Origin of the sequence: Thermus sp. NEB1569 (genome assembly GCF_022385295.1) — a bacterium.
GTDB lineage: Bacteria > Deinococcota > Deinococci > Deinococcales > Thermaceae > Thermus > Thermus scotoductus.
Genome location: NZ_CP092445.1, coordinates 126,174 through 151,467 on the forward strand (window position 1 = coordinate 126,174; position 25,294 = coordinate 151,467).

Sequence of the window (25,294 nt, forward strand, 5' to 3'; positions counted from 1 at the left end):
CCGCCTGGACGCTTGGGAGGTGGCATGGTAAAACGGGGGGGAATGCTGGGTCAACCGCCGGGCCATTCTGGGCAACCTTCAGGCCACCTTGAAGGCAACCTTGCGGAGTTTCCCTTCTCGGCTTTGGTGGGGGCTTTGATGAGCACCGGGCGCACGGGCCGGCTTCTCCTCCGCACCCCTTACCTGGAGGGGGAGGTCTTCCTGCAAAACGGCCAGGTGGTCCATGCCCGGGTGCGCTCGGGGGAGAAGGTCTTGGAGGGGGAGGAAGCCTTGGACCTTCTCACCGGGATCAAACGGGCTCCCTACCGCTTTGAGCCCGAGGTGTCGCCTCCCCACACCACCCTTCTTGGGGGGCTTGCGGTGCCTGCTCGCCTGGCCGAGGCCGAGGCTCAGTGGCGGGGGCTTGCCCTTCCCGCCGACTGGGGGTATGTCCTGCGCCTGCCCGCAAAGGGAGGTGCGGTGGAACTTGGCCCCGAGGCCTTGCGGGTTCTTGCCCAGGTGGAGGGAAAACGCATCGTGGAGGTGCTCCTGGCCCCCGGGACCCTGCGCCTGGCCCGCATCCTGCATACCCTTTTGCAAATGGGGGCCCTCGAGGCGGTCCCCCTGGTGGAGGTGCCGCCCGCTTCCCTTCTGGTCCTTCCCATCTACGGCCCGGGGTCCGGGGTGGCCTATGTGGACGAGGCCCTTTACGCCGAGTGGGCCCGGGCCATCCGCCACGGGTTCCGCCTGCGCCTAAGGCCTCCCGAGGTGGTGATGGAGGTGCGGCCCAGGCCCAACATCCCGGGCCGGCTGGGCCTATTGGAGGAGGATCTCAGGCGCCTCCGCCTCAGGCGGGGGGATAAGGTGGAGGTGGTGCCGGAGGTATAGCCATGGATATCCTGGCCTTAAACGAGTATCTCAATCGGGTCGTATACGGCTTTCCCATGAAGCTGGTCTTCCTCCTGGTGGGGGCCTATCTGGTCATCTTCCAGATCCGCTGGTTCAGCGCCCCCTTGCGGATGATGCGGGTTTCCTTCAGCGAAACCCTGGGAGCCATCCGCGAGCGCACCTACGGCTTCGGCGGGCAGATCACGCCTTTCCAGGCCACCATGGTGGCCCTCTCCGCCACGGTGGGGACCGGTCACCTTTTGGGCATGCTGGCGGCGGTGCTCGTAGGGGGCCCGGGGGCGGTCTTCTGGATGTGGCTGGGCTACTTCTTCGGCACCGGCACCAAGTTCGCCGAGGCCACCTTGGCGGTGCATTTCCGCCGCCGCTATGCCGATGGCTCGGTTTCCGGCGGGCCCATGTACTACCTGTACCGGGGCCTACCCAGGCTCCGTTTTCTGGCCTACTTCTTCGCCTTCTTCGCCGCCGTGGCCGCCTTCGGCATCGGCAATCTCTCCCAGGCTGGGGCGGTGGGGGGTGCCCTGGCTCCTTTAGGGGCGCCTCCAGCTTTGGTGGGGCTTTTCCTGGCCCTGCTGGTGGGGGTGGTGCTGGGGGGAGGCATCGTGCGGGTGGCCCGCTTCGCCCAGGTGGTGGTGCCCTTGAAGCTCCTTCTTTTCCTGGTGGCGGTGGTTCCCCTTCTGGTGGTTTACGGGGGCCAGATTCCAGAGGCCCTGGCCCTGGTCTTCCAGGCGGCCTTCAGCCCGGAGGCAGCCTTGGGGGGAGCGGCGGGGTATAGCCTCTTCGCCGCCATCAACGCCGGGCTTGGCCGGGGCATCTTCGCCAACGAGGCGGGCTTGGGCTCCGCGCCCATCGCCCACGCCCAGGCCCAGGTGGACCATCCCGTGCGCCAGGGCTTCTGGGGGGTCACGGAGATGTTCGTGAGCTTCCTGGTGACCAGCCTCACCGCCCTTACCTTCATCGCCTCCGGGCTTTGGCGAGGAGGGGGGAGCGCCGCCGAGGCTGCTAGCGCCCTCTTCCAAGCCCATCCCCTCGGGCCGATTATCCTGGCCGTCACCGTGGCGGTCTTCGCTCTGGGGACCATGGTCTCCTGGGGGTTTTACGGGGAGGAGGCCGCGGCCTTTATCTTCGGGGAGGGGATCCGCTGGCCCTACCGCCTCACCTTCGCCGTCTTGGCTTTCGTGGGGCCCTTGGGGGGCCTCGAGGCCTTCCTGGCCATCTCCGACACCCTAAACGGCCTCATGGCCATCCCCAACCTCATCGGCCTGGTGCTCTTGGGGCCGGTGGTGGGGCGGCTCGTCTACGGCTTCTTCCGGGGAGAGCCCTGGGTGCCTCCCCGCTAACCCCACTCCCGGATGGGCACCAGCTCGCCCCCCGCCACCTCCTTGCGCACCGGGCGGAACCGCCGGTCAAACCAGATCTCCAGCACCGCCCGGTCCAGGCTCTTGGGGGCCACGATCTCCTTGCGCACGTAGTAGCCTCCTTCCACCGGGCTGATCTCCATGCTCTTGGAGAGTCGAAGCTCCACCACCTCGCCGCTTTTCGTGCGCACCCGCACCCGGAAGGCCAAAGGCCCTTCGGGCTTCACATGGGGGTCTTCACGAAAAAACCACATGCCTAGGCCTCCTTGAGATCGGCCACCTGGGCTCCTGTGAGGGCCAGAAGCTCCTCTGGGGTCAGGGAGAAGAGGGCCTTGGGAGTACCCCCTGCGGCCCAGACCAGGGGGTAAGCCAGGAGGTCCTGATCCAAAAAGGCAGGAAGGGGGGTTTCGTGCCCCACAGGGGGCACCCCACCGATGGCGTAGCCGGTCAGGGCGCGCACCTCCTCCGGGGTGGCCCGCCTCAGGGCTTCACCCGTGGCCCTTTGGGCCTTGAAGGGGTCCAGGCGGTTTTTGCCGCTTATCAGGAAGAGGTAGGCCCCGTTTTCTCCCAGGAAGACCAGGCTTTTTACAATCTGACCCACCTCGGCCCCCACGGCCTCCGCCGCCTCCTGGGCGGTGCGGGTGGAGGTGGGAAGCTCCACCACCCTTAGATGGCCGAATCCCCTTTCCTCCAAGAACCTTTGCACCTTCTTTGCGGAAGGGGAGAGGTTCATAGGGCATAGAGGAGTTCGGCCAGCAGGGCCGTGCGTCTGGGGATCTCCGAGACCACCACGTACTCGGTCTTCTGGTGGGCGTCGCCTCCAAAGAGACCGAGGCCATCCAGGGTGGGCACCCCAAGGGCGGCGGTGAAGTTGCCGTCGGACCCTCCGCCCACCCGGCCTGGACATAAGGAGAGGCCCAGGGCCTCGCCGATGGTCCGGGCCTTTTCAAAGAGGGCCAGGCTTTCCGCCGTGGGCTCCATGGGAGGGCGGTTAAGGCCTCCGGAAAGCTCCAGCCTGGCCCCGGGGAGGATGGGGGTGAGGCTTTTAAGGCCCTCCTCCACCCGCTTCACCTCCTCCAGGGTCCAGGCCCGGAGGTCGATCTCCACCCAGGCTTCCTCCGCCACCACGTTGCTCACCGTGCCCCCCGCCACCACGTTGGGGCCCAGGGTGGTGCCCTTTTCCCGGTCCTCGAGGGCCGCGACCCTTACGATCTGGTGGGCGAGTTCCAGGATGGCGTTCACTCCCTTTTCCGGCTCCACCCCCTGGTGGGCGGCCTTGCCCAGGGCCTTAAGGCGGTAAAGCCCCACCCCTTTTCGGGCCACCTTGAGATCCCCTTCCGCCGTGGGAGGCTCGAGGACCAACACTGCCCTGGCCTTTCTGGCGGCGGCCTCGATGAGGGGCCGGCTTTCTTTGGAGCCGATCTCCTCGTCCGGGGTGAAGAGGATTTCCAAAGGGGGAAGCTTTCTTCCCGTGGCCTCCGCATGGCGAAGGGCGTAGAGCAAGGCCACGATGCCCCCTTTCATGTCGTAGACCCCGGGCCCCACCGCCCGGTCCCTTTCCACTCGGAAGGGCTCGGGGAAGCTTCCCCTGGGATGGACGGTGTCGTAGTGGCAAAGCACCAGGACCGGGGCTCCTTCCCCTTCCCGCTTCAAGAGAAGGATGGGGCCCAAGGGAGTGTCCTTGCGGGAAAGCCGCCCCTGGAGGGGCCCGAAGGCCTCTTCCAGGAAGGCCGCCGCTTCCATTAGACCCTTCAGGTCCTTGGAGGGGGATTCCCGGCGCACGAAGGCCTCGAGGTCCTTTAAAAACTCAGGGAGCTTCGCCTGCATCCAGGCTAGGGTTTCCATGGGCTCATTATGACCTAAGCCCAAGGGGCCTGGTGCCTCTTGGCAAGGGGGCCTCCCCGTGGTATAAAGGAAGGGTATGCCCTTCGGGGCCGGTTCACACGGAAGCGGGGAGTGAGGCTTCTCCCCCTCCTTTTCGTGTGGACGTGCGCAAAGTGCGCCCGCCTTCCCTGGAAGGCGCGTAAGGAGGAAAGAGGCGGCATGGAAGAAAAGGCGACCCAGGTCAGCGAAGCCAACTTGACCCCAGGCCAGACCTTCAGCATGGAGGAGGCCCTTCAGGAAACCGAGGCCCGCTTGGAAAAGCGCGTGCGCCCGGGCCAGATCCTGACGGGCAAGGTGGTCCTGGTGGGCTCGGAGGGTGTGGCGGTAGATATCGGCGCGAAGACGGAAGGCATCATCCCCTTTAACGAGCTTACGGAGAAGTCCCTTCCCGAGGAGGAGCTAAAGGCCCTTTTGAAGCCCGGGGATCTGGTGCGGGTCCAGGTGATCAAGGTGGACCCCGAAACGGGCCAGGTCCTTCTTTCCCGCAAGCGGGTGGAGGCCACGGAGCACTGGGACCGCATCCGGGAGCTTTATGAGAAGGGCGAGCCGGTGACCGTCACCGTGAAGGAGAAGGTCAAGGGGGGCGTGGTTGCCGACCTGGATGGCGTGTCCGCCTTCATCCCCGCTTCGCAGCTGGACCTCAAGCGCATCCCCAACCTGGATGCTTACGTGGGCCAGCAGATCCTGGTGAAGATCATCGAGTTTAACCGCAAGAAGGGGCGGGTTCTCCTCTCCCGTCGGGCGGTTTTGGAAGAGGAACAGAAGCGGGCCAAGGAGGCCTTTTTCCAAAGCCTGCAGCCCGGCCAGGTGGTGGAGGGTACGGTGGTGGACGTCACCGACTTCGGGGCCTTCGTGAACCTGGGCCCGGTGGACGGCCTGGTGCACCGTTCCGAGATCACCTGGGGGCGGTTTAACCACCCCAAGGAGGTCATCCACAAGGGGCAGAAGGTGCGGGCCCAGGTGGTTTCCGTGGACCCCGAGAAGGAGCGGGTCAACCTTTCCATCAAGGCCCTGATCCCCGATCCCTGGACCACCGTGGCCGAGAAGTACCCGGTGGGAAGCCGGGTCCGGGGCAAGGTGGTGGGCCTCACCCAGTTCGGGGCCTTCGTGGAGGTGGAGCCTGGCCTCGAGGGGCTCATCCACATCTCCGAACTCTCCTGGACCAAAAGGCCCAAGCACCCCTCCGAGGTGGTGAAAGAGGGGGACGAGGTGGAGGCGGTGGTCCTTCGGCTGGACCCCAGTGAGCGCCGCCTTTCCCTAGGGCTCAAGCAGACCCAGCCCGATCCCTGGCAGCTCCTCACGGAAAAATACCCCCCGGGTACCGTGGTCAAGGGCAAGGTCACCGGGATCACCGACTTCGGCGTCTTTGTGGAGCTGGAGCCGGGCATGGAGGGGCTGGTCCATATTTCCGAGTTGGACCACGGGCGCATTGAGAACCCCGCCGCCCTCTTCAAGAAGGGGGAGGAGATGGAGGTGGTGGTCCTCAACATCGACCCCGTGGAGCAACGGATCTCCCTCTCCCGCAAGCGCCTCCTGCCCCCCCCGCCTCCTAAGGTGGAAGAAGAGCGGCCTCGTCGGGCCAAGGGCAAGGAGGCCCGGGGCAAGAGGAAGCCTGGACCGCGCCGCGAGGAGCGCCGGGAGTACGAGTACGGGGCGGTGGCCGAGTACAACCTGTACGATGCCTCCGCGGTGCCCACGGCAAGCGCCAGCGTGAAACTCGGGGACCTCTACGGAGACCTGCTGGCCAGCCTGGGCCTCGAGGAGGAGAAGCCCTCCTAAAGCTTCCAGAAGTTATGGGACCCCGCCTTGGCGAAAGCCAAGGCGGGGTGGTTTACCGGGGCCCCCACTCCGCCGGTAGGCAGAGCGGGGTGGTATTACTGGAGAGCCTCTTCCTCCTTCTTCCCGTAGAAGATGCGGAGCAGGGTGTAGGAAACGAGGTAGGTGAGCAAGGGCCCGCCCAGGACCAAGGTCCAGAGCACGGCGTTGTTCCCCAGGAGGGAGCCCTGCTGCTGGAAGTCGATCTTGTACCCGGCTAACGTGGTCATGAGGAAGAAGACCAGGAGAGCCAGGATGACACTGGTGCGCACCGGATGCTCTGAGGGAAGCTCCATGTAGCGCATCTTGTCCTTGCGGGTGTCCACGAAGGGCAGGAGGAGACCCACCAGGCCCAGGATCCCCGGGATCACCACCCCCCCGATGAACTCCGGTCCTATGGTGGCCCCGAAGAGGTGGAACTCCCAGCTGGAGGGGATGATCTGCAGGATGCCGTAGATCCAGAGGAAGTACCAGTCGGGCTTGACCGCCGGGGTGTTGGGGGTGGGAGGGCCGAAGGCTTCGATGGGGTGGGCCAGGAAGGCCCCGGCGATCATGGTCATGATGCCCACGTACAGGGCGAAGAGGATGCCCATCATCACCAGCTGCTGGGGGTACATGGGCACGCCGAGAATCCTTCCAGGGGCCACCCTTTCCGCATACCGGGGCTGGGTGTGCTTCTGCTTCATCATGATGGCCATGTGCGCCCCGATGAGGGCCATGAGAAGCAGGGGAAGCCAGAGGACGTGGAGACTATAAAGCCTGGGGATGGACTTCTCCGAGCCCGGGAACTCTCCCCCGAACATCACCTGGGCCAGGGTGGTACCCACCCAGGGGATGGAGTTTGCGATCCCGTAGCCGATGCGGGTGGCGGTGACCGCGTAGTTGTCGTAGGGAAGGGCATATCCGGTGAAGGCGGTGACCACCGCCAGGCCCAAAAGGGCCAGGCCCACCAGGTAGTTGAGCTCCCGGGGCTTTTTGTAAGCTCCCGAAAGTAGGATCCGGAGCATGTGCAGGAAGGCGGCGGCGATCATCACGTGGGCCGACCAGTGGTGGAGGCTACGGATCACCGCCCCGAAGGGAAGGCTGTCTATGTAGAGGACGCTGGCGTAGGCAGCGGGCACGGTGCGGCCGTCGGGGAGCTTCACCTCCCGGATGGAAGGCTCAAAGTTCAAGGTGAGGAAGATGCCGGTGAGCACCAGGACGATGAAGGCGAAGAGGGTGATCTCCCCCAGGAAGAAGGAATGGTGCACCGGGAAGGCCTTGCGCAAGACCTTCTGGTAAAGGCCCGTGAGGTCCAGGCGTTCGTCTAACCACTTGTACATGCTTCCCTCCTAGACGTGGCGGAAGAAGCCCGCTTCCGCCTTCACCCCCACCTCGCCCAGGAACTCCCCGGCGGCCACCAGGACGCCTTCTTCCACCTTAAGGGGAAGCTGGGGTACAGGCCTGGGCGGGGGGCCAGCGATGACCCTGGCTCCGCGGGCGAGGTCATAGATTCCACCGTGGCAGGGACAAAGGCCTGCCTTCTTGTCCGCCACCCACTGGCTCACGATGCAACCCAGGTGGGTGCAGACGGCGGAGTAGGCCACGATCCCTTCCACCCCGTTCTGGGCCACCTCGGGGGCGAGCTCCTCGGGGTTATAGCGCACCACCAGGACGGTGTTTTTGGCCTCGCCGCTTTTCACCACTTTGGTCTTGGGGTCCATGGGGTAGGCCAGAACGAAGGGGTCGCCGGGCTTGAGCTCCTCAGGGCGGATGGGTTTAGGCTCACCCCCGCCTTGGGCGTAAACCAGAATGTCTCCCGGCTTCAGGGGTTCCTTCTCCGGGGTGACCTCGGCCTTGGGGCGCAGGCTCGCCCCCACGTAGAAGGCGGAAACCAAGGAGAGGCCGATTCCGGTGCCGATGGCGGTCTTCAGGAAAAGCCGCCTGCGGGATCTTTGCAAGCGAATCTCGCGTTCGTCCATGCTTCACCTCTTACCAGCAGACTTGACCGCTATACCGCATAGAGCCCCAGGAACCTGAGGGCGGAGAGGGGATGGAAGGAGAAGGTCTCCAGGGCCGCCTTCTTCTTCCGCACCCCCCTGCGGTACAGCAGGGACACCAGAAAGGCCCGGAGGACCGCCAAGACTTGCGCCCCCACGCCCCGCACCTGGCAGGCGTCCTCATGGAGGAGGACGTCCCGTACCCAAAAGGACCGGTTCTCCACCTCCCACCGGGAAAGGAGAAGCTCCCCAAGCCGCCTCGCGTCCGCCTCCTCGGCTCCCAAGCTGGTGAGGGCGTAGCTCGCCGCGCGCCGTACCTCCCCCGTCCCCTTGTGCACCACCTCCCGCTCCACCCGCACCACCTGTCGGCACCCGGGAAAGGCCAAGAGCGCATCCGGCAGATAAGGGGAAGCCCAGACCCGGTAGGTCCACACCTCCCCGTCCCGCACCACCTCCCAAGCTGACTCCGTCTCCCCGGGAAGCCGCCTTTCCTCCATCCCCTTGAATACCTCCAGAGCCCACTCCAGCAGTTCCCCCTGGTTGGCCTTCAGGACGAAGAGGTATGCCCCCCTTTTTCCACCACCTTCCCCGCCACCTCCGGGTACAGGTACCCCGCGTCCCCCACCACTACCTTCCCTTTGAGTCCCTCCGCCCCCAGGCGGTCCAGGAGCTCCAGAAGCGCTTGGTCCTCCCTCCCCTCCACCCGGGCCTGGGCCAGGGTGGTCTTGAGGTGCAGGGCCAGGACCTCCACCAGCTTCACCTGGGCGCTTTTCCCCTTGCCGCTTCCCCGCAGGTGCTTCCCGTCTACCACCAGGACTTCCCCAAGGTCGGCTTCGGGGAAGACCTGGCCAAGGGCCGCCTGGAGCTTCTCAGGATCCAGGCGGTGAAGGAGAAGGGTGATGGCGGTGTGGCCTGGGGCCTTGCGCAGGCCCAGGTGGGGCAAGAGGTGGGGGTTGGCGCGGGCGAAGCGTTCCACGCCCCTCAGGGAGTCCACGCGGGAAAGAAAAGCCACCAGGATGAGGGCCAGGAGGCCCCAAAGGGGGTACTGCCGGTTGCGGGCCCGGGGGTCGGGGATCTGGGACAGGGCTTCGCGCAGGGTCATGCCCCCTCTTTACTCCAGGAGCCGCATATAGGTCAAGTCTGCTCTTACCAGGGGAAGTGGCTCTTCTCCTCCTCGGTGATCACCTCGTCCCGGCCGAAGAACTTCTTGTAAATGCCCAAAAGGGCGGCTACCACTAGGCTGATGGTTCCGAAGACAAAGCCCTGGAGCCAGGTGGGGTTATGCCCGGTCTGGGCGGCGTAAGCGATAAGGCGCACAAAGAAACCGGAGAGGGCGGTGAGGAGAAGAACCAGGACCACACCCACCGCTACCGGTGCGGTGGAGGGAGTGGGGAAATGGCGGCCGGGGCGCAGCTCTACTCCCTCCAGCCAGTAGGACACCAGGCCGATGAGCCCGTAGAGAAGGAAGACGGCGCCGAAGGCCATCAGGCCGATCTGGCCCACGGAGAGCTCCTCTCGAGTGTGGCCCAGGAGGCGGGCGATGTGGAGCCCATCCAGGTAGGCCATGTAGAAGAGGCCTGCGGCCAGGATGAGGGCGAAGGTGGGTACGATGGGGTCGTTGCGGTACATGCCTTAGCCCTCCTTATTCCACCGGGCCGAAGTTGTTGCCGAAGCTGTTGCGGATGTAGGTGGCCACGGCTTTGAGCTCCTCTTCCGAGAAGGCGGCTCCCACCGGGGGCATCGCCCCGCGCCCGTTCTTTACGACGCTAAGGATCATCTGGGCGTCCTTTAGGTTGGCGTTGCCCGCCAGGGCAGGCATAACCGGGGGCATTCCCTGGCCGTCTGCCCCATGGCAGGCGGCGCAGTTGGCCTCGTAGATGGACTTACCCTTTTCCATGAGGGCCTGGTCCACGCTGGCTGTGGCCTGGCTGCCTCCTTCCTTAGGGGCTTGGGCTTCCTGGGCCGGAGGGGCTAGCTCGGTTACCACTTTCTCCGTTGCTGGAGAAAGGGCGAAGTAGGCCCAGATGCCGCCCAGTACGACCACCGAGGCCACCACGTACCAGATGGGGTTGAAGCGGACCGGTTCCACGGGGAGCTCGGGTTCCCCCACGGCCAGGCGGAGCTCCAGAGTCCCCGCTACCTCGCCCCCCTCGTCTAGGCCCAGGACCATCACATCGGGGTAGTTGTTAACGGTGAAGGGGATTTCTCGGACCTCCTGGCCTCCGCCGCGGAAGTGGGTTACCACCCGCAGGACATGCTCCCCGTCGGGGATCTTTCGGGTGTCCAGGTTTAGCCGGTAAGGGGGCTCCTTCAGAACCGCCAGGGGCTCGCTGGCCCCGTCCAGGTACACCTCAATCCGGTCTACGACCATTCTGCCTCCCTTTGTGAAGGGGGGTACAAACCCCCACTCCACTACTATAAGCGTACCCTGGCAAGGACAGATGTCCCCCCTTATGGAAGGGGAGGCTTAGGAGGCAAGGAGGGCCTGCAGACGGGAAAGGCTCTGGCGTACTCCTTGGATGTTCCCACCCACCTCGAGGGCCGCGGTGGCAGGGAAGCTCCTCAGCCGGGGGGCCAGCCTTTCCCAGGGCACGGCTCCCGTGCCCACGGGCAGGTGGTCATCCCGGCGGGCGTGGTTGTCGTGGAGGTGCAGGTGGATGAGCCGGTCTCCCAGGGCCTCCCAGTAGAGGAAAGGACCCAGGGGACCCAGCTCCACCAGGGCGTGGCCCACATCCAGGCAGAAGCCGTACTGGGGGAAGCGGTCCAGGAGGGCCCTTAGCTCCTCCGGGCCCCGGAGGAGATCCTCTTCGGCAAGGGCCAGGTTTTCCAAAGCCACGGGGAAGGGCAGGGGCAGGAGGGCGGAGAGGGTCTTTTCCAGGGTCTCCCGGGCCAGGCTTAAGGCCATGGGGTGGCGCACGGGCACCTGGCCGGTGTGGAGGACCCCCACCTTGGCCCCCAGGGCCTCGCCGAACTCCAGGGCCCGTTTGAGGCGCTCCTCGGCCAAGGCACGGACGCTGGGGATGAGGCTGGCTGGGTTCATCTCCACGAAGGGAAGGTGCAGGGTGAACCCCACCCCCAGGGCTTCCCCCGTGGCCCGCAAGGTCTTGGCGTCGGGAAGGGGCAGGACCTCGTGCAAGTCGTAGGGAACCTCGAGGTCCAGCCCCAGTTCCGCCGCCAGGCGGAAGGCTTCCTCATAGCCCATCTCCGCATTGAAGGGACTGAAACCTAGGCGCATCCCTGCCATTTTAGCGGGTGCAGTCTACCGGATGGCCTCCGCCTTCCGCTGGGCTTCCTCCAGGGCCTTCTGGGGAGGAACCCCGCCCTTCAGGGTCTTTTCCAAGGCCTCTGCCAGGACGCTGGCCCAGGCGGAGAACTGGGGGATGCGGGGGCGTTCCTGGGCATGGGCGATCTGTTCAAAGGCCACCTTGCGGAAGGGGTTTTCCCGGTAGAAGCCCTCCAGGAGGGGAATGGCCGACTTGCGCACGGGCACGTAGTAGCTGGCCTGTACCCAGCGGGCCACGTTTTGAGGCTCCATAAGGTACCTCCAAAACTCCAGGGCACCCCGCACCTGGGCCTCCGTGGCCCCTCGGAGCACCACCAGCTGGGCCCCGCCCATGGGGACCTTGCCCCCGGGTTCCCGGGGCACCGGGGCTACCCCTAAGGTGAAGGCGAAGGAAAAGTTTTCCGCAGCGGGCCAGTTGGCGATGGAGGCCATGACCATCATGCCCTTGGTGCGCACGAAGTCCAGTTGGGCGAAGGTGGCCTCGGCCATACTCCTTGCGGAAAGGGCCCCGGCGCGGTTTAGGCGGTGGAGCATCTCCAGGGCCTCGAGGGCCTCCTTGGAGGTGAAGTTGGGCTTGCCTTCCCGCACCAGGTTCCCACCCCGGCTGGTCACCATGGCCTCAAAGAGCCAGGCCTGGGGGTCGGTGACGAAGATGAAGCCCTTGGCCTGGCGGGAGGTGAGGGCCTTGGCCACCTCCTCAAACTCCTTCCAGTTCCTTGGGGCCTTAAGCCCCTTGGCCCGGAAGACGTCCAGGTTGTAGAAGAGAACCGGGGTGGAGGTGTTTAGGGGAAGGCCGTAGCGCTTACCGTCCATCACCCCGTAGTTCCAGGCGGGTTCAAAGAGATCCTCCAGGAAGGTGCGCTCCAGGTTTAGATAACCATCCAGGGCCAGGGCCCGGCCTTCCCCGATGAGGCGGGGAAAGAAGCTGATCTCCGCCTGGAAGAGCACGGGCTGGCTTCCCGTGCGTAGGGCGGCCACCAGCTTGGTTTCCGCATCCCGGTAGTCCCCTGCATACTGGGGTACCACCCGGTAGAGCCCCTGGCGGGCGTTGAACTCCTGGGCGAAGGTGGAAAGAAGCCTCCCCGCGGGGCCATCCATGGAGTGCCAGAAGGAAACCTCCGTGCGGGTGCCGGCCTGGGCCAAGGCCAGGGGAAGGAGGAGAAACCCTAGGGCCAGAGCTAAGGGCTGTTTCATGGGGGGGATTTTACCATCCCAAAAGTCAAGCCTGGGTCAGGGGCTTCTTTAGCGCCTCTCCACCCCCATGGCCTTCCTCTGGGCCTCCTCGAGGGCCATCTGGGGCTTCACCCCCTGCTTCAGGCTTCGTTCCAGGGCTTCCTCCAGGTAGCTGTACCAGACCACCAGCTCCGGGTCCTGGCTCCAGGGGCGGGCCACCTCCGCCTGGGCGAAGACCGCCTGCCTTTCGGGGTCTTTCAGGAAATCGGCAAGCTCCCTTTCCGCTTCTTTTCGCAAGGGCAGGTACCAGGTGGTCCGCACCCACTCCGCCTGGCGTTTGGGTTCCAGGAAGTGAAGCCAGAAGGCCACGGCTCCCCGGGCCTGCTCCGGGCTTGCCCCCTTGAGCACCGCCAAAGCTGCCCCGGAAAGGGGTACCGCACCCCCTTCCCGCCGGGGCAGGGGGGCCAGGCCCACGCTAAAGGGCAGGGAGGTTTGGGCCAGCACCACCGGCAGGGCGGTGGTGGGTCCGATTCCCATGAAGGCCTTGGTGCGCAGGAAATCGGCCACGGCGAACTGGGCCTCGGCCAGGTTTCTGGCCTGGGCGTGCCCCTTCTGCACCATGCGGTAAAGCATCTCCAAAGCCTCCACCACCTCCTTGGAGGTGAAGGCGGGAAGCCCATCCTTGACCAAGCTTCCCCCCAGGCTCATGACGATGGCGTTGAAGCTCCAGATGTCCGTGGAGATAACAAGCCCCTTGCTGGTGCGGCTGGTGAGCCTTTGGGCGGCCTCCTCCACCTCGGCCCAGGTCCTGGGGGGCTTAAGGCCCCGGGCGCGGAAGGCATCCTTGTTGTAGTAGAGGACGGGCACGGATAGCCCCAAGGGAAGGCCATAGGTCTGCCCCCGGACCTGGGTGGTTCGCATCATCTCCGGATAGAGGTCCCTGGGCAGGTTCTGGAGGTAGGGGTTCAGAGCCAAGGCCACCCCTTCCTGGGCCAGGCGGGGGAGGAAGGAAAGCTCCCCGTGGAAAAGGACTGGGGCACCCCCCGAGCGCAAGGCGGCCAGGAGCTTTACCCCTGCCTCCCGGTAGTCCCCCACGTAGCGGGCCTCAATCCGGTAGGTGCGCTGGGACTTGTTGAAGCTTTTTATGGCCTCCTCCAGGACGGTATTCCCTGGGGGGCCTGCCGTGTGCCAGAAGGGAATGACCGCCTGGGCCTGGGCCAGGGTGGCCAGGATCAGGGGAAGGGATAGAAACCGCCTCATCCCCTAAAGGTTATCCCGCCCGGGGTGAGAGGGCTGAGAGAGAGCCTTTTAAGGAAGGGTTCGGCCTGCCGGTAAAGGGTTTCCCGAAGGGTGAGGAAGCGCTCCCGGGCGGAGGGGCCTGGGAAGCCTGGGGGAAGGAGCTCGGGGGGAAGAAGAGGGTCCAGGAAAAGGAGCTTGCGCATCTCGTGCACCAGACGGGTCAAGGTCCGGAAGGCCAAAAGGGGGTCCTCGAGCACCGGGGGCACGCTGGAGAAGAGGGTTTGGTAATGGGCCGAGGCCTCCTTAAGGGAAAAGGCGCGGAGCACTTCCTCCTTCGGCCCGAGGTGTTCCGCCCGAAAGAGGGTGGCGGAAAGCCCGTAAAAGGCGAGGAGCTCTTGGGTGGCGGCGAGGTCCACCCCCGCCCCCAGGTAGACCCCGCTTTGCAGGCTGCCGTAGCCCAAAAGGGCCATCTCCCGCCGAAAGCGTTCCCTTTCCCCCCGCTCCTTTGGGCCTTCCGGCAGGACCAGGAGGAAACGCCCGTCCCAGGAGGTCCTGGCCTCGTAGAGGCGCCGCCGAACCTGGCGCACCTGCCAGTAGACCCGGTTGGAAAGGGCGTAGTAGGCGATGCGCCCCCGCCGCTCCGGCACTACCCAGCCCCTTTTGGCGCTCCGGGAGAGGGCCGCCCTCACCGCTGCCTCGGAGAAGCCCAGGACCTCCATCATGGTGATGAGGTCCCGCACCCGGGCGCGCCGTTCCGGGTAGATGTATTCCACAAAGAGGGTGAAGATGGTGGACCTGGCCCGCATCAGAGGGTTGGCTCCAAAAGGCGTTCCTTGTATTCCTTAAGGGCGGCCTCGAGGAAAGCCGCCAGGGGCATGCTTCCCAGGTTCCCCCGGTGCCGTCTGCGGACGCTCACCGTGCCCTCGGCCTTTTCCCTGTCCCCCACCACCAGGACATAGGGCACCTTCTGCACCTCGGCGTCGCGGATACGGGCCTGCATGCGCTCGGGGCGGAGGTCGGCCTCGGCCCTGAGGCCCGCTTCCTTGAGCTTAAAGACTACCTCCTTGGCGTAGTCCTCCTGTTTTTCCGAAACCGGCACCACCACCACCTGCACCGGGGCGAGCCAGAGGGGAAAGTCCCCGGCGAAGTGCTCGATGAGGATGCCGATGAAGCGCTCCAATGAGCCAAAGGGGGCGCGGTGGATCATGACAGGGCGGTGTTCGGCCCCATCCGGCCCCACATAGGTGAGGCCGAAGCGCTCAGGGAGGTTGTAGTCCACCTGGATGGTGCCGAGCTGCCACTCCCTTCCCAGGGCGTCCTTCACCACGAAGTCCAGCTTGGGGCCGTAGAAGGCGGCATCCCCTTCCTCCACCGTGTAGTGGAGACCAGCTTCCAGGGCTGCCTCCTCAATCTGTCTTTCCGCCAGGGACCATTTAGCCTCGTCCCCCACGTACTTGTCGCTTTTGGGGTCCCGGGTGCCGATGCGGGCCCTATAGTCCTTAAGGCCCAGGGTGGAAAGCACCTTCAGAACCAGGTCCAAGACCCCCAAAAACTCCTCCTTCACCTGCTCGGGGGTACAGAAGAGGTGGGCGTCGTCCTGGGTGAAGCCCCGTACCCGGGTCAAGCCCAGAAGCTCCCCCGCCTTCTCGTAGCGGTAGACGGTGCCGAACTCGGCAAGCCTCAAGGGAAGCTCCCGGTAGGAGCGCTTCTTAAAGGCGTAGATGCGGATGTGGTGGGGGCAGTTCATGGGCTTTAAGAGGTACTCCTCCTCCTCGCCCCTTTCCTTGAAGCTGATGGGGGGGAACTGACTTTCCGCATAGTAGGGGTAGTGGCCGCTGGTGCGGTAAAGCTCGAGGCTCCCGATATGGGGGGTGGTGACCAGCTGGTAGCCCCGCCTTATCTGCTCCTCCCGCATGAAGGCCATGAGCTCCTCCCGGATCACGTTCCCCTTGGGAAGCCAAAGCACCAGCCCCTTCCCCACCATGGGATCGATCAGGAATAGCTCCAGCTCCCGCCCTAAGCGGCGGTGGTCCCGCTTCTTGGCCTCCTCCAGTTGCCAAAGGTATTCCTTTAGCTCCTCAGCGGTGCGGAAGGCTACCCCGTAGACCCGCTGAAGCATGGGCCTTTTCTCATCCCCCCGCCAGTAGGCCCCGGCCACGTGGGTGAGCTTGAAGTGGGGGGGAATGCGGCCCGTGGAGGGCACATGGGGCCCGCGGCAGAGGTCGGTGAAGCCGTAGGCCTCGTCTCCTTGCTGGTAGAAGCTGATCTCCTCCTCCTCGGGCAGGTCCAGGATGAGCTCGGTCTTGTAGGGGTCCTTGCCCTGGTAGCGGGAAAGGGCCACCTCCCGGGGCAGCACGAAGCGGCGCAGGGGAAGGTCTTTGGCGATGATGGCCCGCATTTTTTCCTCTATGGCGGGCAGGTCCTCATCGGAGATGGGCTCGGGGGCGTCTATGTCGTAGTAAAAGCCCTTCTCCACCACCGGACCCACCCCGAGCTTCACGCTTTCCGGGTCGTAGCCCTTTTCGGCGAAGAACTCCTTCACCGCTTGGGCCAGGACGTGGGCCAGGGTGTGGCGGAAGAGGAGCTGGTACTCGGGGTCCTTCTCCGTGAGGAGGCGCACCTTTGCCCCCTCGGGGAGGGGCTTCAGGAGGTCGTAGAGCTCCCCATCCACAATGGCCCCCACGGCTTCCCGCTCCCAGGCGGGCCCTAGGGCCCGGGCCACGTCCTTGGCCGTGGCCCCCTCGGGCAGGTCCAGGGCCTTCCCATCCGGCAGGTACACGGTCATGCCCTCCACTATACGCCGTTCATGCCCTCTGCTCTACTCTGACCCTGCCCTGAAGGGGGCGCGGCACCATGGTAAAGGGGGTGAAGGCTTGTGGAAATGCCGTGGAAAAAGAAGCTAAAAGAGGCCTTAAGCTACGCTCGGCAAGGCTTGACATGAGGGGGTGGTGTGCGTAAGATTAAGTGCCAACCCCTTATCATCTCAACATGGCGGCCCCACTTCGGATCCAGCTGACCCCTGAGGAGGACCGGCTCCTCCTGGAGCTCTCCCTGGACCCAAGGACCCACAAGAAGACCCGCCTGTGGGCCATGATGGTCCGCCTGGCGGCCGAGGGCTGGACCGCCCCAAAGATCGCCCAGCACTTCCACAAGGACCGCACCACGGTCTACCTCGTCCTCCGGCGCTTCGTGAGGGAGGGTCTCCAGGGCCTCGCCTACCGCAAACCCCCGGGAGCTCCCAGGAAGTTCACCCCCGAGATGGCCGCCTTCGTGGAGGAAAGGCTGGCCGAGGATAGGGTCTGGACCGCCCCGCAGCTTGCGGCAGCCCTAGCCGAGCGCTTCGGGGTCCGCCTGGCCCCCAAGGTGGTGGCCCGGCACCTGAGGGCCATGGGGTACGTGTGGCGACGGACGCGGTACGTGCCTCCGGGAAAGCCCACGGAGGAAGAGGTGAAGGCTTTCGCGGAGGAGGAAGAGGAAGCAAAAAGGGGGCGGAGGAGGGGGTGATGGAGGTGGGGTACCTGGATGAGAGCGGGTTTTCCCTGACCCTTCCCCCTACCTACGCCTGGGGTCGGAGGGGGGAGGCCAAGGGGGTGCCCCGGGCCTGGGGTTCCCGGGGGCGGGTGAACGTGGTGGGGCACTTGGTGCGGGGACGGGAGGGGGAGCGGCTTTTCTTTGCCCTTTTGGAGGGGCCGGTGCGGTGGGAGGTGGTGCGGGGGTATCTGGACCGGGTGGCCGAAGGTTTAGCCAAGCCCCTGAAGGTGTTCATGGACAACGCGCCCTTCCACCGGTCCCGGGAGGTGGAGGGGAGGAAGGAGGCGTGGCGGGAGCGGGGGCTTATGGTGGCCTACCTGCCGCGGTACAGCCCGCATCTGAACCCCATGGAGAGCGTCTGGCGGCGGGTGAAGGGGTTCCTGATGCCAAGGCGGCACTACGGGAGCGTGGAGGAGCTTAAGGAGGCGGTGGCGCAGGCCCTGAAAGCCCTGGGGGGTGTGGAGTTGAAAATCTTGGGGGAGGGTACTTAGCCTCGGATGCCGCGCGGTGCTGCCCCGAGGAGATAGCGGGCCTCGCCCGCGCGGCGCCGGACCCGAAGGGGGCAACGCGGAAAACCCCTAGGGCAAAGCACTAAGGAGGTGCAGGGTATGAAAGGAGTAAGGCTAAAGGCATTTGGCGTGGCCCTGTTGGGCGCTTTGGCCCTCATCTTTGCGGGCTGCGGTCAGCAGGGTGGCGGGGGTAACCAGCCACCTCCGGCTACCACCGGTAAGGTCACCCTGGTGGTGGTGGACAACGCTACCGGTCAGGGCGTGAGCGGCTATAGCGCTACCTACACCCCAGCTATCAGCGACGTCAACAGCGTCACCCCCGGTGACTACACCGTCAAGGTGACCAAGACTGGCTATTTCGATGCCTTCGCTGCCTTCAAGGTGCGGGCTGGGGAAACCACCACCGTCAACGTTTCTTTGGTACCTGTGCCGCAGAACACCTCTCCCGGTCAGGGCAAGGTGGCCGTGCTGGTGGTGAACGGGAACGGGACGCCCATCCAGGGGGCCACGGTGTCTGACGGTGCCAACACCAAGACCACGGATGCCCAAGGGCGGGCCGACCTCACCTACACCGCCGCGGGCACCCACGCCATCAGCGTGAACGCCAGTGGTTACCTGGGGGACGCCAAGTTGGCCAGCGTGGAGCTGGGCAAGACGGTAGCCCTCACCTTTAAGCTCCAGCCTGAGCCCACCCCCGCCCCCACTACGGGCACCCTGGTGGTCCACGTCTACGCCGAGGACACCGGCCAGACCCTTGCCAGCGCTAGCGTCAGCGCTTCCCCGGCCCTCAACTTCTCTAACGGCGGCCTGTTTACGGCCACTGCCAGCCCCGGCACCTACACGGTGAGCGCGAGCGCCCCGGGCTACCTCTCCGGGAGCCGGGCCGCCAACGTGGAGGCGGGCAAGACCACCGTGCTCAACCTCGGCCTCAGGAAGAACACCGCCTCCGGCCCCGTGGGTGGGATTGAGATCCTCTCCGTCAAGGACCAGTGGGGGGTAGACCTGCCTTTTAAACTCGAGAAAAACCCGGCCAAGAAGGTGAACCTCTACGCCTCCCAGACGGAGGAGCCGGTCTGCGTCACCGTGAGGGTGACCAAGGACGGCCAGCCCGTCCAGAACGCCCGGGTGCGGGTCACGGCGGTTAGCGCCGATCCGCAAGCGGTGGCGCTTTATAAGGGCTGCGAGACCCAGAACGTGAGCGAGCTGGACTTCGTAACCACCGATGCTAACGGCATCGCCAAGTTCAGCTTCCAGGGCCTGGGCAACTTCCCTGTTGCCCCCTCAGAGGAACCCGTCAAGTTCCTCGTCTCCGCCAGTGAGGAGGGCTCCGGCTTCACCGCCTCCTCCAAGGAGTTCAAGGTCTTCTTCTACAACATCACCCACCTCTACCTGCGGGATGGCGGGGAGGACGACCAGTTCGCTCAGCCCCCTCGTCAGGGCGACGACATCGTCAAGTACAGCGACAAGCGCACCGGCTACGACTTTGGCACCATCGTCAACGCCTTTGACTTCAGCGACTCTACCAAGAACCTGCACCTCTTCCGGGCCGAGGTGCGCCGGAAGCAGCCCACCACCGATCCCTCCCCCATCACCGGCTTCGGCTACGTGCGCTACGAGCTGGTGGGCGGGGACGTCTCCAAGGTGGACCTCTGCGACCTCAGCCCGGACACGGACCCCGAGCACCCCACCGCTGAGACCTGCGCCACCTCCGTCGCAGACAGCGATGGCTCGGGCATCTCGGTCAAGCCCAAGTCCAGCGTCACCGCCAGCGACCTGCCCATCAGCGTCCAGGTGAAGGCCACCCTGGTGGTGCAGGCTTCCTACGGGGAAAGCACCTACTACTTCCCCCTCAAGGACTTCACCTTCACCAAGACCTGGACCGGGGCGGCCCTGGCCATTGAGAAGACCGGGCCTTCCGTCATCGGCTGGAGCGGCACGAGCCACAACCCGAACGACGTCACCCTGATAGCTAGGGGCGCTTCCGTCCCCAGCGGGGCCACCTACACCTACACCATCACCGTCAAAAACCTGAGCACCACCGAGACCGCCCAAAACGTGGTCATCACCGATCCCCTGCCCGCCGAGCTGGGCTTCGTCTCCGCCAGCAGCGGCGGCACCTACGACGCTGTCCTCCACCAGGTCACCTGGGACCAGACCACCACCCCCAGCCTCACGAGCATCGCTCCCGGCGGCTCCGTGAGCGTAACGGTCACGGTCTACGCCCGCCACAAGCCGGGCTACGTCTGGAACGATAAGAACCAGGACGGCACTGCGGATAACGACACCGGGTTTGGCCAGCCTGGGTACTACTACAACACCCGGCCTCCCGTCCTAGGGACGGATACCCGCTACCCCGATCCCTACCCCATTGACAACCCCGCCCTGGCCAAGGGGAGCAACACCCCCCAAGCGAGCACCTCCAAGCGGATCTACGTGGTGCGGCCCTTCTTCACCCTGACCAAGACACCTAAGACGTCCTCCGTCTTCCGGGGAGACCTGGTCCGCTTCACCCTCACGCTCACCAACCAGGACCGCGCCCAGGCGCCCATCAACGACCCCGACTACCAGACCCTGAAGGCCAACTACCCCGCCGACTACGCCGCCGCCCTCACCGGCTACCAGGTGAAGGTCCGCGACCTCTTCGGCGAGGGCCTGGACTACGTGAACTCCAGCCCGGCGGGCACCTTAGACCAAAACGGCAAGACCCTCACCTTTGACCTCGGCGACCTGGCTCTGGGGGCTTCTAAGGAGATCCTGGTGGACCTCCGGGCGAGCGAGGTGGGAGAGTGGCAAAACTGCGCCCGGCTCTACGCCTACAACCTGAACCAGCGCCAGATCAATGCTGACTACCCCCGCTGGAACGTAGCGCCCCAGCTGGAGCCCAATCCGGGCACCGACCCCAGGCCCAGCCCGCCCTACACCCTGGAGACCGCGAACCCCGACACCGTGGGTAACTACCTGGAAGCCTGCGCTTCCGTCACCGTGCAGGAGCGGCCCACCCAGTACGCCCTGGGCATTAGCTCCCTCGGCGAGTTCAACAACCTGACGGGTGGCACCGCCACCGACCCGGTGGGGAACGGGTCGGACTACGTCTACCGCTTTGAGATCCGCGCCTGGGAGGGGAGCACCGGGCCCCAGACCAACGTGACCCTCACGCTCACCCGTACGGCCGGGAACTCCACCTTCGCGGGCACAACAGGCGTGAAGGGCGTGGACTTTGAGGTGGAGCTGGACCCCGACGGGCCCTTCGGCTCCGCCCCCTACCAGACCGTCTTGAACAGCGATGTCCAGGTGGTGTCGTGGGGCGACACCGGGGTGCAGATTCGGTACATCCCCGGCCTGCAGCCCGGGGCCACCCTGCGCTTCAGCGTGCGGGCCAATGCGGTGAATGGGGCTAACACCACGATCAAGGCCGACGCCTCCAGCACCCAGGCACCGGGGCCCTACACCGTCTTTGAGACCACCACCATCATCCCCTAGCCGGGTCTAGCCCCAAGCCCCCGCCCTTCGGGGCGGGGGTTTCCTTTGGTGGGGGCCCCGGATACCACCCCAGGCGGGCCTAAAGCCCGCCTGGGGGCCCCGGGGTAAAGTCCCCGTGAAGTTTTTTTGGAAGCGGGAAGCGCAGGAAAAAAGTAAAGGGTATGGGTCCAGCGTCTGGGACCGTCGGCGGGCCAGGTTCGGTATATAATCCGGGCTATGCGTGGGGCTCTGCTGGGGGTGCTCCTGGGGCTGGCGGCCTGCGCGGCACCCCCCCGCCTTGCGGAGGTGGAGGGCGCCCTCTCCCTGGGGCCCGGGGGGCCTCCCGTGGCCGGGGCCTGGGTTTACCTGGAGGGCCCCCAAGGGGCCTGGGGGGCCAGGACCGAGGCCGGAGGGCGGTTCCACCTCCTCGTTCCCCCCGGCCCCTACCGGGCCTGGGTGGAGGGGGAGGGGCTTGCGGGAAGTGAGGTGCGGGGCCTTTTCCTCCCCGCGGGCCGAACCTTCCTCCCCCTGGTGGCCCTTCCCCCTTTCCGGAGGGAGTGGCCCCGGAATCCTCCGCAGGTCTCCGGGGAGGCCTGGGTGGAGGGGGGCCTGGTCCGCTACCGCGCGGGGATGGAGGCCCAGGGGGGGCTTACCCCTTTGGCCCTCCTGGTGGGCCTGGGGGTGCAGCCGGGAAGCCTGGTCTCGGGGGTGGGGGAGCACCTCTACCTGGAGGAGACCCGGGACACAGGGGTGCGCACCCTGGACCCCAAGGGGATGGGGGGGCCGGTGGAGCTCTGGCTGGTGGGCTACGACGCCAACAACAACCGAACGGCCCTGCGGATCCCCTTGGACCTGCCCAAGGGGGAGGCCTCGGGCGCGGTGCGGGGCCTCAAGGCCGTGGCCTACACCCTGGCCCGGCGGGTGGAGGCCCTGGACCTTGGGGGGGGATACAGCCTCTTCGTCCGGCTCTCCTGGGAGGGAGAGGGGGGGCCCTATGTTCTAAGGCGCCTGGCCCCCGGGGGGGACCTCACCCTGGCCCAGCTCCCCGAGGGGTTTACCGGGTTTACCGACACCCTGCCGGGCCTTCGGCCCGGGGAGCGGGTGTGCTACCGGGTGGAGGCTCCCCAGGGGGTGGCCTCTGCGTGTACTACGCCCCTTTCGCCCCTCTCCTTGCGCATCCTCTCCCCCGAGGAGGGGGCCCGCACCGGCCCTACCCCAAAGCTGGCCTGGCGGGTGGAGGGGGGAGAGGGGGCCCGGTCCTTCCGGTTCCTTCCGGTCATCTGGGACCAGCTCTCGGGGGGCGGGAGGTTTCTGGAGCCCACAGGGGCCACGGAGGCGGAGGCGCCCCCCCTCCTTCCCGGGCGCCCCTACGCCTTTGAGCTCTACCAGGCCTACGCCGTGGACGACGCGGAAAACCCCTCCGCCTACAGCGTGGCCGCCGACCGGCAGGGGGTCCTCTCGGGGGTGGCGGTGCCGGGGCCTGCGGTGAGCTTTGGGGTGATCCCATGAGGTGGGCGCTTCTTCTCCTCCTTCTCGCCGCCTGCAGCGCGCCCCCGCGCCCTCCGGAGGGGCAGGGCCTGGCCCTGGTGGTGGGCTACGCCCGGGAGGAGGACGTGGAGCGGGCGGCCGAAGGGCTTTCCGCGCGGGGTGTGGAGTGGCTTCCCGCCTTGAAGGCCGCCCGGCTTCGCCTGCCCCCAGGGTTTTCCCTAGAGGAGGCCAAAAGGCGCCTTCGGCCCTTGGGCTTCCGGTACGTGGAGGGGGAGGGCCAAAGGAGCTATGGGCCTCTTCCCGAGGCCCTGGGGGTCCTGGGGGCGAGCCCCTACGCCTGGCACCTCCAGGCGGTGCGGGCGGAGGAGGCCTGGGGGGTTTCCACCGGGGCCGGGGTGAAGGTGGCGGTCCTGGACACCGGGGTGGACGCCACCCATCCCGCCCTCAGGGGCCGAGTGGCCGAGGGGCTGGACGCGGCCACGGGGGAGCCTCTTCCGGTGGATACGGACCAGAGCCAGGGGGAGGTCCACGGCACCCACGTGGCCGCCCTGGCCGTGGGCGAGGGGGTGGGGGTGGCCCCGGGGGCGGTGCTCCTCCCGGTGCGGGTTTTTTCCCCGGAATATGTGGGCGACTTCCAGGTGGCCCAGGCCCTGGTGTGGGCGGTGGACCAGGGGGCCCAGGTGATCAACCTCTCCTTCGGGGGAAGCGGCTACTCCCACCTGCTGCATGAGGCCGTGAACTACGCCCTGGAGAGGCTTCGGGTGGTGGTGGCGGCGGCGGGCAACCAGGGGAGCGTGGCCCGGTTCTACCCCGCCGCCCTTCCCGGGGTCATGGCCGTGGGGGCGGCGGACGGCCGGGGCAACCCGGCCTGGTTCAGCAACCGGGGGGGCTGGGTGGGGGTGTGGGCCCCGGGGGTGCGGATCTACTCGGCCTTTCCAGGGGGGGGGTATGGCCTCCTCTCCGGCACCTCCATGGCAGCCCCCACGGTGAGCGGGATCGCGGCCCTTCTGAAGTCGGGGCGTCCCTTCTTGGAGCCCTTTGCCGTGCGGTGGGCCCTGAAGGCGGCCCCGGGGCCGGATGCGGTGGCGGCCCTTCAGGCCTCGCCTACCCAGCGATCCTCCTGCCTGTACCTGCAGGTCTTCCGGGGAGGGGAGGGGGTGGCCGGGGCAGATCTCGCCCTGGAAGGGCCCGAGGTTTACTACGCCCAAAGCGACGACCGGGGGGAGGCCAGGTTTCTCCAGATTGCCCCGGGGAATTACCTCCTGAGGGTGGCCGCCCCTTTGCCTGAGGGCCGGCGCTACTACGAGGAAAACCTGACCCTAGGGCCCTCTTCCTGCCTTGTGCCCAAGCGCATCCTCTTTTAGAACCTTAAGGCCAGGCCAAAGGCCAGGGTGGAGCGCTGGCTCGCTTGGCCGTCAAAGAGGTAGCGCTGATGGCCTTCCAGGAAGAGGCTTAGGGAGGGTACCAGGCGGAACCCGGCGCCCACCAGGAGCTGGCCAAAGGAGGGGCCATTCAGGTAAAGCCCCCCTCCCACCCCAAAGTAGCCGTCCAGGTCGCCGTAGGAGGTGCGGAAGGTGAGGTCTAGGCTGGCGAGGCCTTGGGCGGGCTTGGCGAAGGGGGCCTCGTAAGCGAGCCTCAGGCCCAGGGGACCGAGCAGGGCGTCGTGGCCCAGGAAAAGGCGGCCGTACCCATCCTTCTGCACGTCCCCCTGGTAGAGGGCGAGGCCCAGGTGGAGGGGAAGGCGGCTTGGGGTCAGGGTGGCCTTCAAGGCCTTCAGCTCGGCCTCCAGGGCCTCTAGGCGGGCCCGGTCCTGGGCCTGGGCGGTCTCCAGGGCCTCGAGGCGCTCTTCCAGGCGGCCGAGACGGTCCTCCAGGTCCTTAAGCCCCCTTTCCAGGCCGGCGACCCGGGGCTCTAAGGCTTGGAGGCGGGCCTGGGCCTCTTGGGCCAGGCGCCTGGCCTCCGGGAGGTCCTTCACCGCTTCCCCTAGCCTCCGCAGGGCCTCTTCTTGGGCGGATCGGGCCTTCTCCAAGGCCTCCAGCCGGCCCCTTTGGTCCTCTTGGGCCTTCCTCAGGGCTTCAAGCTCCTTGGGGTCGGCTTGGGGGCGGCCCTCCAAGGCCTTTAGGCGCTCCTCGAGGGTCTTCTGGGCCTCTTGGAGCCTGCGAAGGTCCTCCTCGAGGCTTCGGGCCTGAAGGGCCTTTTGCGCGGCCTCGAGGCCCTTCAGGGCTTCCTCCAGGGCCTGGACCCGCCGGGCCAGGCCGTCCTTCTCCTTCCGGAGGGCCTCGAGGGCCTGAGGGTCGGTCCCGGGCTTGGCTTCCAGCTCCCGCACCCTGGCCTCGAGGGCCTCCTTCTCCTCTTTGAGGGCGGCCAGCGACTGGGCCTGGCCCTCCAGGTCCTTCTTTAGGGCTTCTACCCCCTTAAGGAGGCGATCCACCTCCTCGGGGGAGAGCCGGTCCAGCCCGTAGGCGGCCAGAAGGCGGTAAAGGGCTAGGGCCGCCTCCTGGCGGCTCAGGGGTTCCCGCCAGCGGTAGCTCCCGTCGGGGTATCCGATAAAGACGCCCTTAGCCAGAAGGATTTCCACGGCTTCCTGGGCCCAGGGGGAGGGCGGAGGATCCTCGTTTTGGGCTAGTCCCAGGGTGCCAAGAAGGATAACCGAGGCCAAAACCCGATGAATAGGTTTCACGCAACCTCACC

At 66.3% G+C, this 25,294-nt stretch carries 22 protein-coding genes; 7 read left to right on the forward strand and 15 right to left on the reverse strand.

Annotated elements, in window-relative coordinates:
• Nucleotides 1–42: 42 nt before the first annotated feature.
• Nucleotides 43–867: a DUF4388 domain-containing protein gene (locus tag MI302_RS01185; RefSeq protein ID WP_370687352.1), complete on the forward strand. Its 825-nt coding sequence runs from the start codon at nucleotides 43–45 to the stop codon at nucleotides 865–867.
• 2 nt (nucleotides 868–869) lie between these two features.
• Entirely contained in the window at nucleotides 870–2,225 is a 1,356-nt protein-coding gene (locus MI302_RS01190; protein WP_239725976.1) for a sodium:alanine symporter family protein, read from the forward strand.
• Here MI302_RS01190 and MI302_RS01195 read toward each other — a convergent pair.
• The 3 genes from MI302_RS01195 to MI302_RS01205 are packed head-to-tail and all read right to left on the reverse strand — an operon-like array spanning nucleotide 2,222 to nucleotide 4,088.
• Complete coding sequence (locus MI302_RS01195; RefSeq protein ID WP_239725977.1) at nucleotides 2,222–2,497, reverse strand: hypothetical protein; 276 nt, start codon at nucleotides 2,495–2,497, stop codon at nucleotides 2,222–2,224. The two genes, MI302_RS01190 and MI302_RS01195, sit on opposite strands and share 4 nt — an antisense overlap.
• A 2-nt stretch (nucleotides 2,498–2,499) precedes the next feature.
• Entirely contained in the window at nucleotides 2,500–2,976 is a 477-nt protein-coding gene (locus tag MI302_RS01200; RefSeq protein ID WP_239725978.1) for a YbaK/EbsC family protein, read from the reverse strand.
• On the reverse strand, nucleotides 2,973–4,088 hold the full coding sequence (locus MI302_RS01205) for a M20 family metallopeptidase (RefSeq protein WP_239725979.1): 1,116 nt from the start codon (nucleotides 4,086–4,088) through the stop codon (nucleotides 2,973–2,975). Before MI302_RS01205 ends, MI302_RS01200 begins: the two co-directional genes overlap by 4 nt.
• Before the next feature lie 198 nt (nucleotides 4,089–4,286).
• On the opposite strand from MI302_RS01205, the gene MI302_RS01210 reads away from it, so the two are divergent.
• A complete protein-coding gene (locus tag MI302_RS01210) occupies nucleotides 4,287–5,906 on the forward strand; it encodes a 30S ribosomal protein S1 (RefSeq protein ID WP_126178055.1) in 1,620 nt (539 codons plus the stop codon).
• A gap of 95 nt (nucleotides 5,907–6,001) precedes the next feature.
• On the opposite strand, the gene MI302_RS01215 is transcribed toward MI302_RS01210, so the two are convergent.
• The 11 genes from MI302_RS01215 to thrS all read right to left on the reverse strand — a co-directional run bounded on the left by MI302_RS01215 (nucleotide 6,002) and on the right by thrS (nucleotide 16,401).
• Nucleotides 6,002–7,264, reverse strand: a complete 1,263-nt coding sequence (locus tag MI302_RS01215) for a cytochrome bc complex cytochrome b subunit (protein WP_239725980.1) — start codon at nucleotides 7,262–7,264, stop codon at nucleotides 6,002–6,004.
• A 9-nt stretch (nucleotides 7,265–7,273) separates the two neighbouring features.
• Complete coding sequence (locus tag MI302_RS01220) at nucleotides 7,274–7,903, reverse strand: ubiquinol-cytochrome c reductase iron-sulfur subunit (RefSeq protein ID WP_239725981.1); 630 nt, start codon at nucleotides 7,901–7,903, stop codon at nucleotides 7,274–7,276.
• Nucleotides 7,904–7,932: 29 nt separating this feature from the next.
• Nucleotides 7,933–8,418 (reverse strand): DDE transposase family protein, encoded by a 486-nt coding sequence (locus MI302_RS01225; RefSeq protein ID WP_239725711.1) that lies wholly within the window; start codon nucleotides 8,416–8,418, stop codon nucleotides 7,933–7,935.
• 50 nt (nucleotides 8,419–8,468) lie between these two features.
• Complete coding sequence (locus tag MI302_RS01230) at nucleotides 8,469–9,023, reverse strand: transposase (RefSeq protein ID WP_239725712.1); 555 nt, start codon at nucleotides 9,021–9,023, stop codon at nucleotides 8,469–8,471.
• A 44-nt stretch (nucleotides 9,024–9,067) separates the two neighbouring features.
• Nucleotides 9,068–9,550 (reverse strand): cytochrome C, encoded by a 483-nt coding sequence (locus MI302_RS01235; RefSeq protein WP_126200189.1) that lies wholly within the window; start codon nucleotides 9,548–9,550, stop codon nucleotides 9,068–9,070.
• Nucleotides 9,551–9,563: 13 nt separating this feature from the next.
• Complete coding sequence (locus MI302_RS01240; RefSeq protein WP_239725982.1) at nucleotides 9,564–10,292, reverse strand: c-type cytochrome; 729 nt, start codon at nucleotides 10,290–10,292, stop codon at nucleotides 9,564–9,566.
• Between the two features lie 96 nt (nucleotides 10,293–10,388).
• A complete protein-coding gene (locus MI302_RS01245) occupies nucleotides 10,389–11,156 on the reverse strand; it encodes a sugar phosphate isomerase/epimerase (protein ID WP_239725983.1) in 768 nt (255 codons plus the stop codon).
• 24 nt (nucleotides 11,157–11,180) lie between these two features.
• Nucleotides 11,181–12,398, reverse strand: coding sequence for an ABC transporter substrate-binding protein (locus MI302_RS01250; protein ID WP_239725984.1), 1,218 nt, complete (start codon nucleotides 12,396–12,398; stop codon nucleotides 11,181–11,183).
• Between the two features lie 48 nt (nucleotides 12,399–12,446).
• Complete coding sequence (locus MI302_RS01255; RefSeq protein ID WP_019550353.1) at nucleotides 12,447–13,637, reverse strand: ABC transporter substrate-binding protein; 1,191 nt, start codon at nucleotides 13,635–13,637, stop codon at nucleotides 12,447–12,449.
• The gene (locus MI302_RS01260; protein ID WP_019550352.1) at nucleotides 13,634–14,422 is read right to left on the reverse strand and encodes a PaaX family transcriptional regulator C-terminal domain-containing protein; all 789 of its coding nucleotides are present in this window, start codon (nucleotides 14,420–14,422) and stop codon (nucleotides 13,634–13,636) included. Before MI302_RS01260 ends, MI302_RS01255 begins: the two co-directional genes overlap by 4 nt.
• Nucleotides 14,422–16,401, reverse strand: a complete 1,980-nt coding sequence (thrS, locus tag MI302_RS01265) for a threonine--tRNA ligase (protein ID WP_239725985.1) — start codon at nucleotides 16,399–16,401, stop codon at nucleotides 14,422–14,424. The genes MI302_RS01260 and thrS overlap by 1 nt, the downstream gene beginning before the upstream one ends.
• Nucleotides 16,402–16,604: 203 nt before the next feature.
• Here thrS and MI302_RS01270 point away from each other — a divergent pair.
• From MI302_RS01270 to MI302_RS01285, 4 genes are all read left to right on the forward strand, one after another.
• A protein-coding gene (locus MI302_RS01270) for an IS630-like element ISTth6 family transposase (RefSeq protein ID WP_239725401.1) occupies nucleotides 16,605–17,638 on the forward strand; the annotation gives its coding sequence in 2 pieces (ribosomal slippage) (nucleotides 16,605–17,094 and nucleotides 17,094–17,638; 1,035 coding nt in all).
• A gap of 117 nt (nucleotides 17,639–17,755) precedes the next feature.
• Nucleotides 17,756–21,136, forward strand: a complete 3,381-nt coding sequence (locus MI302_RS01275) for a PEGA domain-containing protein (protein ID WP_239725986.1) — start codon at nucleotides 17,756–17,758, stop codon at nucleotides 21,134–21,136.
• A gap of 216 nt (nucleotides 21,137–21,352) precedes the next feature.
• On the forward strand, nucleotides 21,353–22,624 hold the full coding sequence (locus tag MI302_RS01280) for a carboxypeptidase-like regulatory domain-containing protein (protein ID WP_239725987.1): 1,272 nt from the start codon (nucleotides 21,353–21,355) through the stop codon (nucleotides 22,622–22,624).
• On the forward strand, nucleotides 22,621–23,967 hold the full coding sequence (locus MI302_RS01285) for a S8 family serine peptidase (RefSeq protein WP_239725988.1): 1,347 nt from the start codon (nucleotides 22,621–22,623) through the stop codon (nucleotides 23,965–23,967). The genes MI302_RS01280 and MI302_RS01285 overlap by 4 nt, the downstream gene beginning before the upstream one ends.
• Here MI302_RS01285 and MI302_RS01290 read toward each other — a convergent pair.
• Nucleotides 23,964–25,283 carry an S-layer homology domain-containing protein gene (locus tag MI302_RS01290; protein ID WP_239725989.1) on the reverse strand — a complete coding sequence of 440 codons (1,320 nt, stop codon included), beginning with the start codon at nucleotides 25,281–25,283 and terminating at the stop codon, nucleotides 23,964–23,966. The genes MI302_RS01285 and MI302_RS01290 overlap by 4 nt on opposite strands.
• Nucleotides 25,284–25,294: the final 11 nt, after the last annotated feature.

Coding starts and splice junctions, on each gene's coding strand:
- MI302_RS01260 (WP_019550352.1), bottom strand. CDS start 14,422: ATGCGGGCCAGGTCCACCATCTTCACCCTCTTTGTGGAATACATCTAC.
- MI302_RS01255 (WP_019550353.1), bottom strand. CDS start 13,637: ATGAGGCGGTTTCTATCCCTTCCCCTGATCCTGGCCACCCTGGCCCAG.
- MI302_RS01190 (WP_239725976.1), top strand. CDS start 870: ATGGATATCCTGGCCTTAAACGAGTATCTCAATCGGGTCGTATACGGC.
- MI302_RS01210 (WP_126178055.1), top strand. CDS start 4,287: ATGGAAGAAAAGGCGACCCAGGTCAGCGAAGCCAACTTGACCCCAGGC.
- MI302_RS01280 (WP_239725987.1), top strand. CDS start 21,353: ATGCGTGGGGCTCTGCTGGGGGTGCTCCTGGGGCTGGCGGCCTGCGCG.
- MI302_RS01285 (WP_239725988.1), top strand. CDS start 22,621: ATGAGGTGGGCGCTTCTTCTCCTCCTTCTCGCCGCCTGCAGCGCGCCC.
- MI302_RS01240 (WP_239725982.1), bottom strand. CDS start 10,292: ATGGTCGTAGACCGGATTGAGGTGTACCTGGACGGGGCCAGCGAGCCC.
- MI302_RS01195 (WP_239725977.1), bottom strand. CDS start 2,497: ATGTGGTTTTTTCGTGAAGACCCCCATGTGAAGCCCGAAGGGCCTTTG.
- MI302_RS01245 (WP_239725983.1), bottom strand. CDS start 11,156: ATGCGCCTAGGTTTCAGTCCCTTCAATGCGGAGATGGGCTATGAGGAA.
- MI302_RS01200 (WP_239725978.1), bottom strand. CDS start 2,976: ATGAACCTCTCCCCTTCCGCAAAGAAGGTGCAAAGGTTCTTGGAGGAA.
- MI302_RS01250 (WP_239725984.1), bottom strand. CDS start 12,398: ATGAAACAGCCCTTAGCTCTGGCCCTAGGGTTTCTCCTCCTTCCCCTG.
- MI302_RS01235 (WP_126200189.1), bottom strand. CDS start 9,550: ATGTACCGCAACGACCCCATCGTACCCACCTTCGCCCTCATCCTGGCC.
- thrS (WP_239725985.1), bottom strand. CDS start 16,401: ATGACCGTGTACCTGCCGGATGGGAAGGCCCTGGACCTGCCCGAGGGG.
- MI302_RS01205 (WP_239725979.1), bottom strand. CDS start 4,088: ATGGAAACCCTAGCCTGGATGCAGGCGAAGCTCCCTGAGTTTTTAAAG.
- MI302_RS01185 (WP_370687352.1), top strand. CDS start 43: ATGCTGGGTCAACCGCCGGGCCATTCTGGGCAACCTTCAGGCCACCTT.
- MI302_RS01225 (WP_239725711.1), bottom strand. CDS start 8,418: ATGGAGGAAAGGCGGCTTCCCGGGGAGACGGAGTCAGCTTGGGAGGTG.
- MI302_RS01230 (WP_239725712.1), bottom strand. CDS start 9,023: ATGACCCTGCGCGAAGCCCTGTCCCAGATCCCCGACCCCCGGGCCCGC.
- MI302_RS01215 (WP_239725980.1), bottom strand. CDS start 7,264: ATGTACAAGTGGTTAGACGAACGCCTGGACCTCACGGGCCTTTACCAG.
- MI302_RS01275 (WP_239725986.1), top strand. CDS start 17,756: ATGAAAGGAGTAAGGCTAAAGGCATTTGGCGTGGCCCTGTTGGGCGCT.
- MI302_RS01220 (WP_239725981.1), bottom strand. CDS start 7,903: ATGGACGAACGCGAGATTCGCTTGCAAAGATCCCGCAGGCGGCTTTTC.